This window comes from Cohnella sp. GCM10020058 (assembly GCF_042683485.1).
In the GTDB taxonomy this organism is placed as follows: Bacteria; Bacillota; Bacilli; order Paenibacillales; family Paenibacillaceae; genus Cohnella.
In genome coordinates this window covers 391,700-407,314 of sequence record NZ_JBHUJV010000004.1, presented here as the reverse complement: position 1 = coordinate 407,314, position 15,615 = coordinate 391,700, and the positions used below count along the sequence as shown (strand labels likewise).

Below are 15,615 nucleotides of genomic sequence, written 5' to 3'. Positions count from 1 at the left end.
GGTTTTTTTGGCATCTTGCTTATTCCGATGCTTCGCGCAGCCGCTCCTCATATTGCGAGAGCAGCTTGCGCAGCGCGCCGCAGCTGTCGGCGAGACCGCCCTCGCGGTTGCGCTCGCGCCAGAGCCGCTCGAACTCGCGTATCGCCTCCTCGAGTCCTGCCTTCAGCCGGACCAGCCAGTCTCGCCGCGATTCGGCATCGGACAAGTCCTGCCCGAAAACGTACCGGTGCAGCCCGGCTCCCTGTCCGATCAAGCGCAGCGCGTTGGCAAGCTCGGCCCGGGTGATATCCGCGTCGGCACCCTCAAGCGCCAGCGCTTCAAGCTCCCTCTCGCGCTCCGACAGCCAAGCCGCCAGCTCCGGGTAACGGTAATCGAGCTCGAACGGCGTGCCGCTGCCGCCCATCAGCCGCTGAATCTCGACATTCACGGCAAGCTGCCGCTCCAGCTCCTCCCGCGTCAGCAAACCGCGCCCCAGCAAGTAATTCGTGTACGTCATGTTTTCGGCCGAGCTTCGTTCGAGCAGGTAGTAGCGGCCCATCTCGAGCAGCAGCCGCGCGCCGGCGCCGCTGCGTTCCTGAAGCATGCGGCGCGAGACGTGACGCTCCAGCGGCGCCGTCGCTTCGAGATTGGCTTCCGCCTGCCAGGACGCGCCGGCCGCATAGGCATACGCCGGATAGCTGGCTGCAAGCGGCTGCCAGTGTCCGCCGTCGCCCCAATCGCACACGACGAGTCCCCCGGCGCCGTAAGCTTTGCCGTTTCTGGCGGCATCGGCGATATTGGCGAGCATGTTGTCCGTCCGTCCCGTGATGGCGGACCAGGTGCTCGTCCCCGGGCAGACGTAATACGGCACGCCGCTCTCCTGCAGCCTGCGGCAGTGCGGCTCGTAAGGCACCGGCGCATCGTAGTTCCAGTGCAGGACGGTGACGTCGGCAGGAAGCTCGGAAGCGAGCTCCGGATGATGCGCGAGCACATCGCCCCACATGAGCGTTTTTTTGCCGTGGCTTCGCACGATCTCGATCATACGCAGGGCATAGTCGAAATAGAGCCGTCCAACGCCGACCTCGTCGGCTCTGGCTTTGCTCGCGCCGGCGCCTAACCCGAACGGCTCGTCCAGGTTGATATTGGCGTATTCGGACCTGAAGTTGGGCAGCAGCTCGTCGAACAGATCCTTCGCCAGCGCGACGGATGCCGGGTCTGCCGGGTTCAGCGTGAGCGGCGGGATCTTGAACGGGATCGGCGGCGGCGCCGGCATCCCGTCCGGATGCTCGGCCAGCTCGCGGAACGCGGACTTCGCCAGCCAAGGCCCCATATGGCCGAGACAATTCTGGTTCGGCACAAGGTCGATGAACCGGGCTGCCGCATAGGCATCGAGCGCCCGGAATTCCGCAGCGGTAACCGGCGTCGTGTCCGGGAATTGATCCGCGTACTTGCGGTAGTCGAAGGCGAAGCCTTCCATATAAAGCTGCAGGTGATTGAACTTGAGCGCGGACAGCAGGTCGACCAGCCCGTACAGCGTGTCCATCTTCGGAATTTTGCCTCGTCCGATGTCAAGCATAACGCCGCGCACGGGGAAGTCGGGCTCGTCCCGGACGATGCAGTGCGCCCACTCCCCCGCCTCGCGCTGGCCCTCGATCATCTGTGCCGCGGTCAGCAGCGCGTAGTGCAGCCCTTGGGCGGTAGCGGCGGCCAGACGCAGACCTGCCGCGTCCCAGCTCAGTTCGTAGCCCTGCGGGTGCAAACTCGGGTCGTAGACGATCAGCGCCTCCGTTGCCGAGCTGGCTGCAGGGTCTGCCAGGCCGTCGGCCTGGCCATCGTCTCGGAGTGCGGGAGCGACTGCAGCGCTCAGGCGCTCGGCGACGCCCGCCGCCTCCGCCATGCGTGAGGCGGCTTCGTCTGCCGGCCGCGCCTCGAAGCGCGTCGCGGCCGGCGAGGCGCCGCCCCGCTCGACGTACTGACGCGGCTGCGGATATAAATACACAGGTGCATTCATCTTGCCGTCTCTCCTTCCCCGTTAAGCTTGCGCAGCGTCGCCTCGAGCGCCTCTTCGGTGAACTTGCCTCCGCTGAACGAGAGCAGGCCGCGCAGCGGCATATGCGCCATGAACGCCTTGAGCATGGCCGCATGCTCGGATTCGAGCGCCGAGGCGAACGGCAGCGCCGCGGTCAACTGCTTGACGAAAGACGCGCCGGCCTCCGTCTTCTCCAGCTCGGAAAGGGTCGAATTCCGGTGATAGGCCGCGGGACGCTTCGCCGTCGATTGCACCTCGACGGCGCCCGAGAGCGCGATGTCGCGCGACGAGCGGCCGATCAAAATCTCGAATCTTCCGGACTCGACCGTCCAGTCCCCCGCTTCCGCGTCATAGTAAGCGAAGCTGCGTTTGTCCAGCTTGAAGGCGACGGTTTTCGATTCCCCCGGGGCCAGCGAGATTTTCTCGAAGCCCCTCAGCTCCTTGTCGGGCCGGATGACGGCGCTATGGGCGTCACGTACGTACAGCTGGACGACCTCCTGACCGGCACACGCGCCGGTGTTGGTCACGTCGACCGTCACCGTGAGCGTGTCCGTGTCCCGCATCTCTTGGCGGTCAAACGCTAGGTTCGCATAGGCGAAGGTCGTATAGCTTAAACCGTGACCGAACGGGAATAGCGGCTCGATCCGCTTCTTGTCGTAGTAGCGGTAGCCGACGAAGATGCCTTCGCGGTATTCGACGCGGTCGCCTTCGCCCGGGAAAAACAAATACGACGGATTGTCCTCCAGCCTTGCCGGGAAGGTCTCCGCGAGGCGGCCCGACGGATTGGCGTCGCCGAACAGCAGATCCGCGATCGCGCCGCCGAGCGCTTGTCCGCCCAAGTACGCCTCCAGCACGCCCCGGGCCGATCCGAGCCATGGCATCTCGACCGGCGCGCCGTTGCCGAGCACGACGACCAGATTCGGCTGCGCCGCGGCGACCGCCTCGATAAGCGCGACCTGATTGGCGGGCATCCGCAGATGCGCGCGGTCGAAGCCCTCCGACTCGTAGCGCTTCGGCAGCCCGGCGAACAGCACCGCGACTTCGGATCCCGCGGCTGCGCGTACGGCCTCCGCCGCCAGCGCCTCGTCGGGGGTCTCCGCGTCCAACGCGTAGCCTTGCGCGTAGAGGAGCGCAGCCCCTTCGCCCGCCGACTTTTTCAGCTCCTCGTAAATGTCGTCGAGCCGCGTCGGATTAATTTGCGAGCTGCCAGCGCCTTGGTAGCGGGGTTCGCGGGCCATCGCGCCGATGACCGCGATCCGGCCACTCTTGGTTAGCGGTAGAATACCGCCTTCGTTCTTGAGCAGCACCATGCTCTCGCGGGCGACCTCGCGCGCCAGACGATGATGCGCGTCGACGTCGTAGGTCGCGCCAGACTTGCGCGCGTCCACGGCTTTGAACACGACCCGCAGCAGACGCGCTACGGCCGCATCGAGCTTCTCCTCGGACAGCGTGCCGTCCCTTACCGCGTTCACGATCTTTCCTTCTCCCTCGCCGTTGCTCCCCGGCATCTCCAGCTCGAGTCCGGCGGCCAGTCCCCGGGCCCGCTCGTCGACCGCGCCCCAATCCGAGACGACGAATCCCTCGTGGCCCCACTCTTCCTTCAAAATGCCGGTCAGCAGCCGTTCGTTTTCCGAAGCATACTCGCCGTTGACTTTGTTGTACGCGCACATGACCGTCCACGGCTGCGCCTGCTTGACCGCGCCCTCGAAGCTGGCCAGATAGATCTCGCGCAGCGTGCGCTCGTCGACGACCGAGTCGCTCGTCATCCGGCGGTGCTCCTGGTTGTTGGCCGCGAAGTGCTTGAGCGAGGTCCCTACGCCCTGGCTCTGCACGCCAATGATATGGTGCGCCGCCATCTCGGAGGACAGGTACGGATCCTCGGAAAAGTACTCGAAGTTGCGTCCGCACAGCGGCGAACGCTTGATGTTGGCGCCCGGTCCGAGCAGGACCGCGACCTCTTCCGCCTGACACTCCCGGCCGAGCGCCTCGCCCATGCGCCGGATCAACCCGCGATTCCACGAGCTCGCGACGCCTGCCGCCGACGGGAAGCAGGTCGCGGGCACGCTGTTGAACATGCCGAGAATGTCCGCCGACGCCTGCTGCTTGCGCAACCCGTGCGGGCCGTCCGTCACCATGACGGACGGAATGCCGAGCCGCTCGATGCCCCGCGTGCGCCACGTATCCGCGCCCGAGCAGAGACTCGCTTTTTCCTCCAGCGTCATCTGCGCGATCAGTGTTCCGATGTCGCGTGTCTCGATCATACCGAAATCCCTCCAAATCGATTTTATATGGCTATGCGTTTACGCTTCGAGCAATTCGAACGAGGCAGTCTGCACGTCGCGGCTATTCGGGCCGACCATGACACAGAATTCGCCTGGTTCGGCCTCATAGCCGGCTGCCGGTGACCAGAAGACGAGGTCGGACTCGCCGATCGCAAAGACGATCTCCCGGCTCTCGCCGGGCGCAAGCGCCACCCGCGCGAAGCCTTTCAGCTCCTTCACCGGACGAACGATGCTCCCGCACACGTCCTGAATATAAAGCTGCACCGTCTCGACGCCAGAAGGTCCATCAGCGTTCGTCACGGTCACGCGCGCCTCAAGCTTTCCGCCCGGCGTCAGCGTATCCCTGTCGAGCCGCAGCTCGCCGTATTTGAACCGGGCGTAGCCGAGTCCGTAGCCGAACGGATACAGGGGCTCGTTCGGTCCGTCGAGGTACTTGGAGATAAACTTCTCGCCCGCGTTGGCCTCCGTCAACGGCCGCCCGGTACGGAAGTGGTTGTAGTACACCGGCACCTGCCCTTCGTGCAGCGGAAAGCTCATCGTCAGCCGGCCCGACGGATTGCAGGCGCCGGTCAGCGCGTCCGCGATCGCATGGCCCGCCTGAGAGCCGAGGAACCAGGTCTCGACGATGGCGTTCATATGCGCGTCGAACCAGGTCAGATCGAGCGGGCGGCCGTTCGTCAGCACGAGGACGACGGGCTTGCCCGTCGCCGCGACGGCCTCGGCGAGCCGCAGCTGCGCGTCGGGCAGCGCGATGCGCATGCGCGAGGCGGCTTCGCCCGACATGCCGCTGTCCTCTCCCAGCGCGAGCAGGACGACGTCGGCTCGAGCGGCCTGCGCCACGGCGGCTTCGATGCCGCCTTCGATCGGCGCGCCGACGCCGCAGCCCTGCGCGAACAGCCGCCGGTCCTCGCCGTAGCCCGCAGCCGCAAGACCTTCGTACAGCGTGACCGTCTCGTGCCCGAAGCGCGAGAACTGCCACGGTCCGAGCAGGTCCTTGCTGTCGGCGAACGGACCGATCAACGCGAGCTTGCCGCGTCCGGCAGGGCCGCAGTCTTGCGCGCCAGCCGCGTCGCCGAACGGTAGCGCGCCGTCGTTCTTCAGCAGCACGATCGACTTCGCCGCGAGCGCCCGGCTCGCCGCCAGATGCGGCTCGCTGAAGTGCAGCTCCGCTTCCCGCTCCGGCCGAATATAACGGTAAGGATCGTCCATAAGGCCCAGCCTGAACTTGAGCGTCAGGATGCGGCGAACCGCGTCGTCGATCTGGCTCTCGGACAGCTTGCCCTCCGCGATTAGCTGCGGAAGGTGGTCGTAAGCCCGCGTCACCATTTCGATGTCCATCGTCGCGTCGACCGCTTTTTTCGCGGCCTCCTTGGCGTCCCGCGCATGGCCGTGCTGTACGATCTCGCCCACCGCGCCGTAGTCGGAGATGAGCACGCCGTCGAAGCCGAGCTCGCCGCGGAGCAGCGCCTTCAACAGCGGGACGCTTGCCGCTACGGGCACGCCTTGATAGATGTTGAAAGCGTTCATGACCGACCCCGCGCGCGCGTCGATGCCCGCTTGAAAAGGCGGCAGATATACATTGCGCAGCGTCGCCTCGGACATGTCCACGGTATTGTAATCGCGTCCGCCTTCGGCCGCGCCGTAACCGACGAAGTGCTTCAGGCAGGCCACGATCGTATCGGGATCGCGCAGCGAGCCCTGCCCGTCCGCGCCGCCTTGGAAGCCTTCGACCTGCGCCTTCGCGATCAGTGCGCCGAGATACGGATCCTCGCCTGCGCCCTCGACGACGCGACCCCAGCGCGGATCGCGCGAGATATCGACCATCGGACCGTGGTTATAGACGATACCCGAGGCGGCGGCTTCCCGCGCCGCGATCGCGCACGCCTCCCGAATCGCGTCCAGGTCCCAGCTGCAGGCCCAGGCGAGCGGCACCGGGAAGATCGTCTGAGCCCCGTGGATGATGTCGTTGTTAAAAAGCAGCGGAATGCCGTGCGGCGAATGCTCGACCGCAATTCGCTGCAGCTCGAAAACGCGGCTCAAGTCGAAGGCGCCGAGCACGGAGCCCGCGCGGCCTTCGGCTACGAGCTTCTCCGGCGGGTCGGACGCGACCGTGCCGCCGAACGAGAAGTTTGAAGCCATGCACTGGCACATCTGGCCGACCTTGTCGCCGAGCGACAGCTTGCCGAGCAGCGTCTCGACCGCCGCGCGGATCTCCGCTTCGCCGCGAGGCGGCACGTCCGCCTTGCGGTAGTCGGCGATCTCGTCCGCCAGCGATGCGTTCAACGAGGGACCGCGTCCGCGGACGCCCGCCAGTGCGAACGTGCCGAACGACGGCAGCCGCAGGCTGCCCTCGAACACATCCCCCGTGAATTGCAGCGCTACGCTCGCTTCCTCGTCCGGCTTCCAATACGCGCTGCCGGTCGCGCGCAGCGTGCCGCCTTCGGCCGTTACGCGATCGAACCGCACCGGCAGCGGGAACGGCTCCATCGCCATGTCCAGCGCGTATTCGGCCTTTTTTGCCACCTTGAACTGGAGCTTGAGCCTCATCCGAGGCGTCTCGATAAATGCATGCCACAACCCGAGCATAATGAACCTTGCCTCCTCTACCTGTCGATCCCGATCGTCAACCCTTAACGGCGCCGATCGTCATGCCTCTGACGAAGTACTTCTGGAAAAACGGATAGGCGATCAAAATCGGCACGACGCCGATGACCGCGATCGCCATGCGGAACGTCTCGCTCGGCAAGGCCGCCAGCGCCTGGCTGCTGCCCGCGCCGCCGCTCGTCGTGAGGAACTGGATGTCGTTCATGATGCGGTTCAGCACGTTCTGCAGGCTGAACAGGTTCGGCTCGGTGACGAACACGAGCCCGTTGTTCCAGTCGTTCCAATAGGCGAGCCCTTGGAACATGCCGACCGTCGCCAGAATCGGCAGCGACAACGGCAGGACGATTCGATAGTAGGTCTTGAACTCGCCTGCGCCGTCGATGCTCGCGGATTCGAGTACGGCCAGCGGCACGGTCGTCTGGAAAAAGGTGCGCATGAGCAGCACGTTGAAGCCGTTCATAAGCAGCCAGGGGAGGAGCAGCGCCAATAGGGTGTTTTTCACGTCGAGCACCTGCGTGTACACCATGTAGGTCGGCACGAGGCCGCCGTTGAACAGCAGCGTGAAGAAGACGACGAAAGCGATAAATTGCCCGCCGGGCAGATCCCTGCGCGACAGCGGATAGGCGAGCAGCGACGTGATCACGAGGCTGGCGAACGTGCCGATCACGGTCACGATTACGGTGATCCCGTACGCGTGGAAAATCTGGTTCGACTGGTTCCACAAGTATTCGTAGGCGCTGAAGCTGATGCGGGACGGGAAAAACGAGTACCCGTTCGCGACGATCGTTTTCTCGTCGGTGATCGAAGCCATAAACAGCAGGATAAACGGCAGCACGCAGGCGAGCGACAGCAGGATCAGGACCGCATGCGCGGCCCATTGCCACTTCCGGTTTTCAACGTCCATGTCGGTCCCCTCCTTAGAACAACGCGTTTTCTTTGTTGATTTTGCGAACGATATAATTGGAGATCAGCACGAGCACGAAGCCGACGACCGATTGGTAAAAGCCCGCCGCGGAGGACATGCCGATGTCGCCGAGCTGCATCAGGCCGCGGAAGACGTAGGTGTCGATGACGTTCGTCGTCTCGAACAACGCGCCCGAGTTCAACGGCACCTGGTAGAACAGCCCGAAGTCCGCGTAGAAGATCCGGCCGATCGCGAGCAGCATGAGCATGATGATGACCGGCGTGATCATCGGAATCGTGATCTTGCGGATCTGAAGCCACTTGGACGCGCCGTCGAGGCGCGCTGCTTCGTAATACTCGCCGTCGATGCCGATGATGGCGGCGAGGAAGACGATGCAGTTGTAGCCCACGCCTTTCCACAGATGCACGAACGTCAGAATGTACGGCCAGTACTTGGGCTCCGTATACCAGGCGATCGGCTCGATCCCGAGTGCGGGCAGCAGCGTCTTGTTGAGAAAGCCGGTATCGGTGCTCAGCATCGCGTACACGAGGTAGCTGACGAGGATAATCGAGATGAGGAACGGCAGGATAATGACGCTCTGGTACAAGCGCGAGGCGAACCGGTTCTTGATCTCGTTCAGCAGGATGGCGACCGCGATGGCGAGGCCGAGCCCGAGCACGATGAAGACCGCGTTGTACAGCAGCGTGTTGCGGGTGATGAGGAGCGCGTCGCTCGTCTTGAACAGGTACTCGAAGTTGTCGAAGCCGATCCAGTCGCTGCCCCAGATGCCCTTGCTGTAATCGATGTTCTTGAAGGCGATGGACAGCCCGAACAGCGGCAAATAATTGTTGAGGATCAGGTACGCGAGTCCCGGCACCAGCATGAGGTACAGCGGGACGAACCGGCGGAGGCTGCGGCGTTTTTTGCGGTGCGCGATCGTGGCCACCGTATTCTCCCCTTTCTTGTCGACGGCGTATCGTGCCGCCGGCGCTATGATTCGATTGTATCGGAGGGGCGAACGCCCCTACTACCGCTGCGGCGACTTCCGGTTTGCGCTTTGCCGACCACCTGCCGGACCGTCTTTTCGCCACTGCTTGCAGAACGGCAAACAACCCGGCCAATGCAGGATTGGCCGGGCAAAGATACACGCGTGCGCGTTTAATTATGGAGCCGGATTGGCCTTTGCCCACTCGTCCAGCTGCTTCTGCTTCTCGGCGACGATCTTGTCGATGCCCGCCGACTTCAGCTTGGCGATGAACTCGGGCAGTACCTTTTCCGGATCGACGCTGCCCGTCTCCAGCGGCAGCTTGTATTGGGTGACGACGTTGGACACCGCCGCGAACTCGGTCTTGACCGGCGTCGCGTCGAAGGCGAAGCCCATCGCCTTGGAGTGCTGCGCACTTTTGTTGAACGCGTCCATCTTGTTCCAGATGTCGGCGTCGCCGCCTTCCATCGTGTAGGACAGGAACTGGTTGCCGAACATCCAGCCGAGCGGCATGTTGTAGGTCGTGCTGGTGGCGTCGACCCCGTCCGGATACTTGATGACGCCGTCCTGGCCGTCTACCTTCGCGTAGTGCTCGCCTTCGATGCCCCAGTCGAGCAAATTGACGATATCTTTGTCCGAATACATCAGGTTCAGGAACTTCATCGCCGATTCGCGATGCTTGGAATTGACGGGGATGCCCCACATGGCGCCGGTGACGGTGCCGGTCCGCGCGATGACGGGCGTCAGCTCCTTGGCGACGACTTCGGTGCCGGCGGCCTTTCCTTCCTGCTCGGCCATGCCCGGCTTAAGCGCCGCGAAGTAGGCGAAGCCCTTGCCGGAGCGGAGCAGCTCGAACGTAGACGTCTTGTTCGTCGACGCGTCCTTCAGGATATAGCCGTCCTCGTACCACTCGCGGAATTTCGTCACGAGCGCCTTGTATTCCGGCGACTCGTACAGGTCGACGACCTTCAGGCCGTTGTCGTAGTTCGGCAGCACGCCCAGCGAATCGCCCAGATTGTCATACGTCATATAGCCGTCCAGGAAAGACATGTTGACGCCCGGCGGGACGAGCGGCGCGAAGTTCGGCTCGCCCGCCTTGACCGTCTTCAATGCGGCTCCGAAGTCGTCCAGCGTTTTGATCGCGTCCACGTCGATGCCGTACTTGTCGATGAGGTCTTTGCGCATGATGACGCCATAGCTGCTTGCCAGGTCACGCACGGACGGCACCGCGTAGATCGCCCCTTTAATTTTCGGGACGTTGATATAATCGTCGCCGACCGCCGTCTTGACGCCCTCGCCGTATTGACCGAGCAGCTCGTCGAGCGCGACCAGCTGGTTCTTGGCGACCATGCTGCTGTACAGACCGCCGCTCACGTACATCAGGTCCATCGTCTCGTTGCTGGTGAACATCAGATTCGTCTGCTGCACCCATTCGCCCGAGCTGATCGCCTTCAGCTTGACGGTCGTGTTGATCTTGGCCTGCGTGATTTTGTTGATCGCCGCTTCGATGGCCGGCATCTGCGGAATGACGGTGCTGATCATCGGAAAAGTGACGGTGATCTCTTCCATCTTGCCGCTCGGCGCGGCCGAGCCGCTGCCGGACGGTGCCGAACTGCCGCTTGGTGCCGCGTTGTTGCCGTCGTTGTTGCCGCCGCAAGCCGACAGCGCTACCGCCGTCGCGAGCAGCAGCGAAGCCGCGGCCGTGTTTTTTTTGCTCATGTTCGTTTCCCCCGCTTTGCTTGAATGGTAACTGTCTTTATTGTAAGCAAGCGCTGTCTCGGGTACTGCTCCGCTCACGACCTCGGGCTGTCACTTTGCCGACTTTGTGCCTCGCTTCGCTGGCCTCCGACGTGCCGCTGCCGATATTCCGCCGGACCCGCGTTCATGTACTTCTTGAACATGCGCGAAAAGTGCGAGAAGTTGGCGTAGCCGATCTTGCTCGCGACGGCGCTGACCGGCATGTCCGTGTTCTCGAGCAACTGAGCGGCGATGTCGAGGCGCTGCTGCAGCAGGTAGTCCGAGATGGACTGACCCGTATCCCGCTTGAACACGCGCGTCAGATAGTCGGGGTTGAGGAAGACGTGCGCCGCGATGTCCTCTCTGGAGATGTCGGCGTCCAGATGCTCCCGGATGTACGCTTTGGCCTGCTCCACCACGCTGGGCGAATGCTCGAGCGCCGCCGCATAGTCCATCGCCTTGCCGACCGCATGGCGGATCCAGGCCAGCGCGTCCTGCGCGGACCGGGTCGCGCGGGCGTACAGCTCGGACGAATCGCGATCGCCGAGCAGCCGATGCGCCTGGATGCCCTTGACCTGCAAGACGTAATGGACGGTCTGCTGAAAATCCTGTACGAACGCGCCCAGCAGCGAAGGCGTCAGTCCGCCGGACCGCAGCTGTTCGCCGATGTAGGCTTCGGAGGCCTTCAGCACCTTGTCCCGGGCGCCTTCCTTCAGCAGAACCGCCCAGACGCCCATATCCGGGAGCGAATGCGCCCGCGCGTCGGCCGGCTGCTCGCCCGGAAGGAACACGCGGCTGTCGTACGATACGTTGTTCGCATCCCGATCGAGCAGCCGCCTGTAGCCCTCGCCCATCTCGTGGACGTGCGCCGGCTCGCCGATATAGCAGGCCACGTCGCAATAAAAATACCGCGGACACGCCGCTATATACGCTTCACAGGACGATTTCAGCCGCAGGAGATCGACCGTCTCCCGGCCGTCTCCGCCCAGCACCGCCAGCATCGTCTCTTCCGCCGGCGACAGCAGCAGCCCGCTGTCGTGCTGCTCCGTCACGAGCTCTTCGGCGGACTTCCGCAGCGCGTAGGACAAGATTTTTTTATCGCGCAGGGAGAACTCCTTGTACCATCTCCGAATCCGGATCAGGACCGGGACGCAAACCAGTTCGCCCGAGTACGGGATATTGCGCGCTTCGGCGGCTTTGGCCACGGCCTCAGGCTGCGACGGAATGTCGTGGTTCAGGATGTCCAGCCAGAACCGCTCGACGAGCAGCGGCTGATGCTGCACCCAATACTTGCCGTACTGGCTGAATTCGCTCAGCTCGCTCTCTTCGTCGAACTTGACGAGCGCTTTTCGCACCGACGCCTCTAAGTCCGCGTAAGGAATCGGCTTGAGCAAATAATCCAGGCTGCCCAGCTGAATCGCCTGCTTGGCGTATTGAAAATCCGCGTGGCAGGTCAGGAATATCGTCTGCGTCCTCGGGTAGCGCGCACGCACCCATTCCAGCAGCTGCAGGCCCGAGCTCTGAGGCATCTCGATGTCGCACAGCAAGACGTCCACCGGCTCCTCGCCGAACACGGCTTTGGCCTGCTCCGCGCCATATGCGGTCAGCACGCGGCCGATACCGATCGCGTCCCAATCCACGCCCGAGCGAATGCCCTCTACCGCGAGCGGTTCGTCATCTACGATCAAGAGCGTATGCATCGCCCTTCCTCCCCTTCCCGTCCGCGTTCAGCGGCACCGCGATCTCCGTCACCGCGCCGTGCGGGTCGTCGTTGTAGCATGCCATCCAGGCTTGATCTCCGTACTGGAGGCGCAGGCGCTCGCGGGCGTTCCACAGGCCGATATGGTCGCCCTCGCCGTCGGTCGGCACGCGGCCGGACCGGAAGTCCGCCAGCGCCGCCTCAGAGTAACCCGGCCCGTCGTCCCGGACGGTCAGGCATACCATCGGCTGCTCGGCCAGATCGTCCAACGCGGCTTCGATCGTCAGCGTCGTCCGTCCATCCGCCCGGACCGCATGCTTGATCGTATTTTCCACGATCGTCTGCAGCAGGAGCGGCGGGATGCGCGTCTCGCCGAGATAGTCGGGCACTTGTATCGCGCACGACAGCTGCCCGGCGAAGCGCATCCGCTGAATCCGCAGATAGTTGCCGATATGGTCCAGCTCGTCTTGAAGCAGCACGAGCGACCGTCCGCTCTGGAACATATAACGGAAGTACTGGACCAGGGACATCGTCATCTCCTGGATGAGGCCGTACTGCTTGACCTGCGCCAAGTTGTATAGGATATTGAGCGAATTCATGAAAAAGTGCGGGTTGATCTGAAGCTGCAGCTGCTTCAGCTCGGCGCGCTGCTTGCTGATCTGCTCCTCGTATACGTTGATTTTGAGCGCCTCGATCTGGGAGCTCATCAAATTGAAGGTCCGGTTGACCAGCTGAAATTCGTCCGGCGCTTGCCGCTCCTCCATGCGCGTGCTGAAGTTGCCCTGCCCGATCAGCCGCATGGCTGCGACCATCTTGCGGAGCGGCAGCAGCAGCAGCTGGCGAAGGAACCAGAAGCCGAGCGGCAGCATCAGCACGGCGAGCGCGATGACGATCGCCGTCGCCCGCTTGAGGTACGGCAGGTTTTCCAGAATCGAACGGTCCGGGATCGCCGCTGCCAGGCCAAAATCCCCTTTGCCGGACGCTTCGCCCACGATCAGATGCGAATGGCCGCGTTCCGACAAATAATACCCGTCGCCGAACACGCGCGAGAAGTCCAGTCCCGCTTCCTCCAGCGGACGCGTGCTGTACAGCTGCTCGCCCGCCGCGTTTACCATCAGAACGGCGGTCTCGTCGCCCGTCCGCGTGCTGCGCAGCGGCTCCACCAGCGAGGCTACGCGTACCCACGCGCCGATATAGAGATTGCCGTCGCCGAAGACGCGGACCAGATGGTACGGCTCGCCAATGCGCTCCGCCTTCCATGCGGCGTTCGTATATTCCGGATGCTCGACCAGCGCCCTTACCTTTTCCTCCATGGCCTGACGCAGGGCGACCAACTCCGAATAAGTGAACGAGCCCCGGAACGCGTCCACGATATCGCGCCGGGTTACCGAGTAGACGAAGAAGCCGTCGATATACGGATAGACGGTCAAGTCGGAGGACAGCTTGCGCGAGACGGCGCTCTTGGCCAGCATGTAGGCGTCTTCCGACGCGGACTCTCCCATCGCCTGCACGTTCGGGTCCGTCGTCTGCAAGGCGACCATATGTCGCTCCGCCTCGGTCAGTTGCCCGTCGATCTGCTTCATGTAGATGCGGATCAAATTCTCGTTCGACATCGCCACTTGGTTGTGGACGACGCCCACGCTGTATTGGTTGTTATAGATCAGCAGCGCGATCAGCGGCAGCGTAACGGCCAAAAGGCCAAGCACCAGCTTGACCCGGATCGAGCGCCAAGGAATATTCGCCAGTCGGCTGAACATGCGGGTTCCTCCGATCGGTGAAGACGCGTTTTTCTCCAGCTTACCTTCACCGTCAAGTATTGACTACCCTTGCGCCGACTAATCGCTTGCGGTTTGACGACCTGAGGTTGAATAAAATTGCGTTAAGACGCAGCAAAAACCGCCAGGGTCCCCCTGGCGGTTCATCGATTCATTGATCAAGCTGGCATGAGCGCTCCGTTCGCGGCCATCATCCACTTCGCCGACGTCCCGTTCTGCCAGCTAGCGACAGCACCGACTCCAGCACAACGCCGACCGCCAATCCAAGCCCGAGCATCTCCAAATAAACAAGCAGGCTCGAGAGATCCTCCCATCCCGTATTGCCGCGCGAAACGAATGCCATAAACAGCAACCCGAGCAGGTTTCCACATAGGATCGACGAGGCCAGCCACTTCGCGCCTAACCAGCCGCAAATAGCCGCGAACACACTGACGGCGAGCGCGACCAGCAGGAATCGGACAGCATGCACGATTGTCCAGGGCTGCCCCAATATAACGAATCGCACGAGCCAAAACAGCAATGTCGTGACAAACCAGGACGTCGCGCCCCAGGATAGCCACTGCTTGCTTCGAGAAGCGGGAATGACGCGCATGACGTTCACCCTTTCACCGGCGAGAATCGGCACCTAGCGCGATGCCATTCATTCATACGCTTATTATGGCATACCCCGATTCTATTGGGCTATAGAATGTGAGACAGACAGACGCGCGGCGCCCTCCCCGGCACCAGTCTCCCTTCCATGACATAGCCTTCCTCCCTGCCTTCCAGCTCGCGGACAAGACGCGCCCGCCACAGCGCCACGCGGTCCGCCCGCGCGGGATCGCGCGCCGCGTCGATGAGCTCCGTCGGATCAACCGTCAGGTCGAAGAGCTGCTCCTCGCCGCTCTGCGAAAACCAGATATACTTCTCCTGGCCGTCCGTCACGAAGTGGTTGGATCGCTCCCCGTAGGCGTGCTCGCCATGCAGATAGGTACGCCATTCGCCAGTTTCTCCTCTCGCCGGACCGAGCAGGCTCGCGCCTTCGACGGCACCCGGAATCGGCGCGCCCGCCGCTTCGAGCAGCGTCGGCATGATGTCGCGCAGCTCGGCGACTGCTTCCGGACGGCTGCCTGCAGCCAGACCGAACCGGCCGCTCGGATCCCAGAGGATGAGCGGGATCTTGGCGCTGCCCTCATAGGGAAGCGACTTGCGGAAAAGATGATGGTCTCCCATTAGCTCGCCATGGTCGGAAGTGAACAGGATGAGCGTATCGTTTAGCACGCCGTGCTCGCCGAGCGCCTGCAGCAGCCGACCGATCTGATCGTCCAGATGCGTGATGAGGCCGTAGTAGGCGGCGCGTGCCCGGTCGAGCCTGCGCTTCGGCAGACGGCCGAAGGTCGTCGTGGGATCGGTGCAGTCCGCTGATGCGGCGGCTTCGTCGTTCATCCACTTGCCGATCGGCGGCTCCGGCATTTCGAGGTCCTTGTACATGTCGAAGTACGCCTGCGGCGGATCGAGCGGCGAATGCGGACGCACGAACGACGACCACAGGAAAAAGGGCTTCGACGGGTCGCGTCGCCGGAGGAAGTCGATCGACTCCGTTACGCACCAGTTCGTCGGATGCAAGGCCTCGGGCAGATGC

General features: G+C 63.2%; 10 protein-coding genes. All 10 read right to left on the bottom strand.

The features are described from left to right. Window positions 1-19: 19 nt before the first annotated feature. Window positions 20-1,990, bottom strand: coding sequence for a beta-N-acetylhexosaminidase (locus ACFSR7_RS08150; RefSeq protein WP_378160384.1), 1,971 nt, complete (start codon window positions 1,988-1,990; stop codon window positions 20-22). Beyond that, on the bottom strand, window positions 1,987-4,269 hold the full coding sequence (locus tag ACFSR7_RS08145) for a beta-glucosidase family protein (RefSeq protein WP_378160382.1): 2,283 nt from the start codon (window positions 4,267-4,269) through the stop codon (window positions 1,987-1,989). The genes ACFSR7_RS08150 and ACFSR7_RS08145 overlap by 4 nt, the downstream gene beginning before the upstream one ends. 39 nt (window positions 4,270-4,308) lie before the next feature. Next, on the bottom strand, window positions 4,309-6,876 hold the full coding sequence (locus ACFSR7_RS08140) for a glycoside hydrolase family 3 N-terminal domain-containing protein (RefSeq protein WP_378160380.1): 2,568 nt from the start codon (window positions 6,874-6,876) through the stop codon (window positions 4,309-4,311). Window positions 6,877-6,913: 37 nt separating this feature from the next. Next, the gene (locus ACFSR7_RS08135; protein ID WP_378160376.1) at window positions 6,914-7,798 is read right to left on the bottom strand and encodes a carbohydrate ABC transporter permease; all 885 of its coding nucleotides are present in this window, start codon (window positions 7,796-7,798) and stop codon (window positions 6,914-6,916) included. Between the two features lie 13 nt (window positions 7,799-7,811). Beyond that, entirely contained in the window at window positions 7,812-8,681 is an 870-nt protein-coding gene (locus tag ACFSR7_RS08130) for an ABC transporter permease (RefSeq protein ID WP_378160561.1), read from the bottom strand. Window positions 8,682-8,960: 279 nt separating this feature from the next. After that, the gene (locus ACFSR7_RS08125) at window positions 8,961-10,502 is read right to left on the bottom strand and encodes an ABC transporter substrate-binding protein (protein ID WP_378160374.1); all 1,542 of its coding nucleotides are present in this window, start codon (window positions 10,500-10,502) and stop codon (window positions 8,961-8,963) included. Between the two features lie 74 nt (window positions 10,503-10,576). Next, window positions 10,577-12,220: a response regulator gene (locus ACFSR7_RS08120; RefSeq protein WP_378160372.1), complete on the bottom strand. Its 1,644-nt coding sequence runs from the start codon at window positions 12,218-12,220 to the stop codon at window positions 10,577-10,579. Then, window positions 12,195-13,976 (bottom strand): sensor histidine kinase, encoded by a 1,782-nt coding sequence (locus ACFSR7_RS08115; protein WP_378160370.1) that lies wholly within the window; start codon window positions 13,974-13,976, stop codon window positions 12,195-12,197. The genes ACFSR7_RS08120 and ACFSR7_RS08115 overlap by 26 nt, the downstream gene beginning before the upstream one ends. 208 nt (window positions 13,977-14,184) lie before the next feature. Then, a complete protein-coding gene (locus tag ACFSR7_RS08110) occupies window positions 14,185-14,586 on the bottom strand; it encodes a hypothetical protein (protein WP_378160368.1) in 402 nt (133 codons plus the stop codon). Between the two features lie 89 nt (window positions 14,587-14,675). Further along, window positions 14,676-15,599: a sulfatase-like hydrolase/transferase gene (locus ACFSR7_RS36495; protein ID WP_483862651.1), complete on the bottom strand. Its 924-nt coding sequence runs from the start codon at window positions 15,597-15,599 to the stop codon at window positions 14,676-14,678. Between the last annotated feature and the right edge of the window lie 16 nt (window positions 15,600-15,615).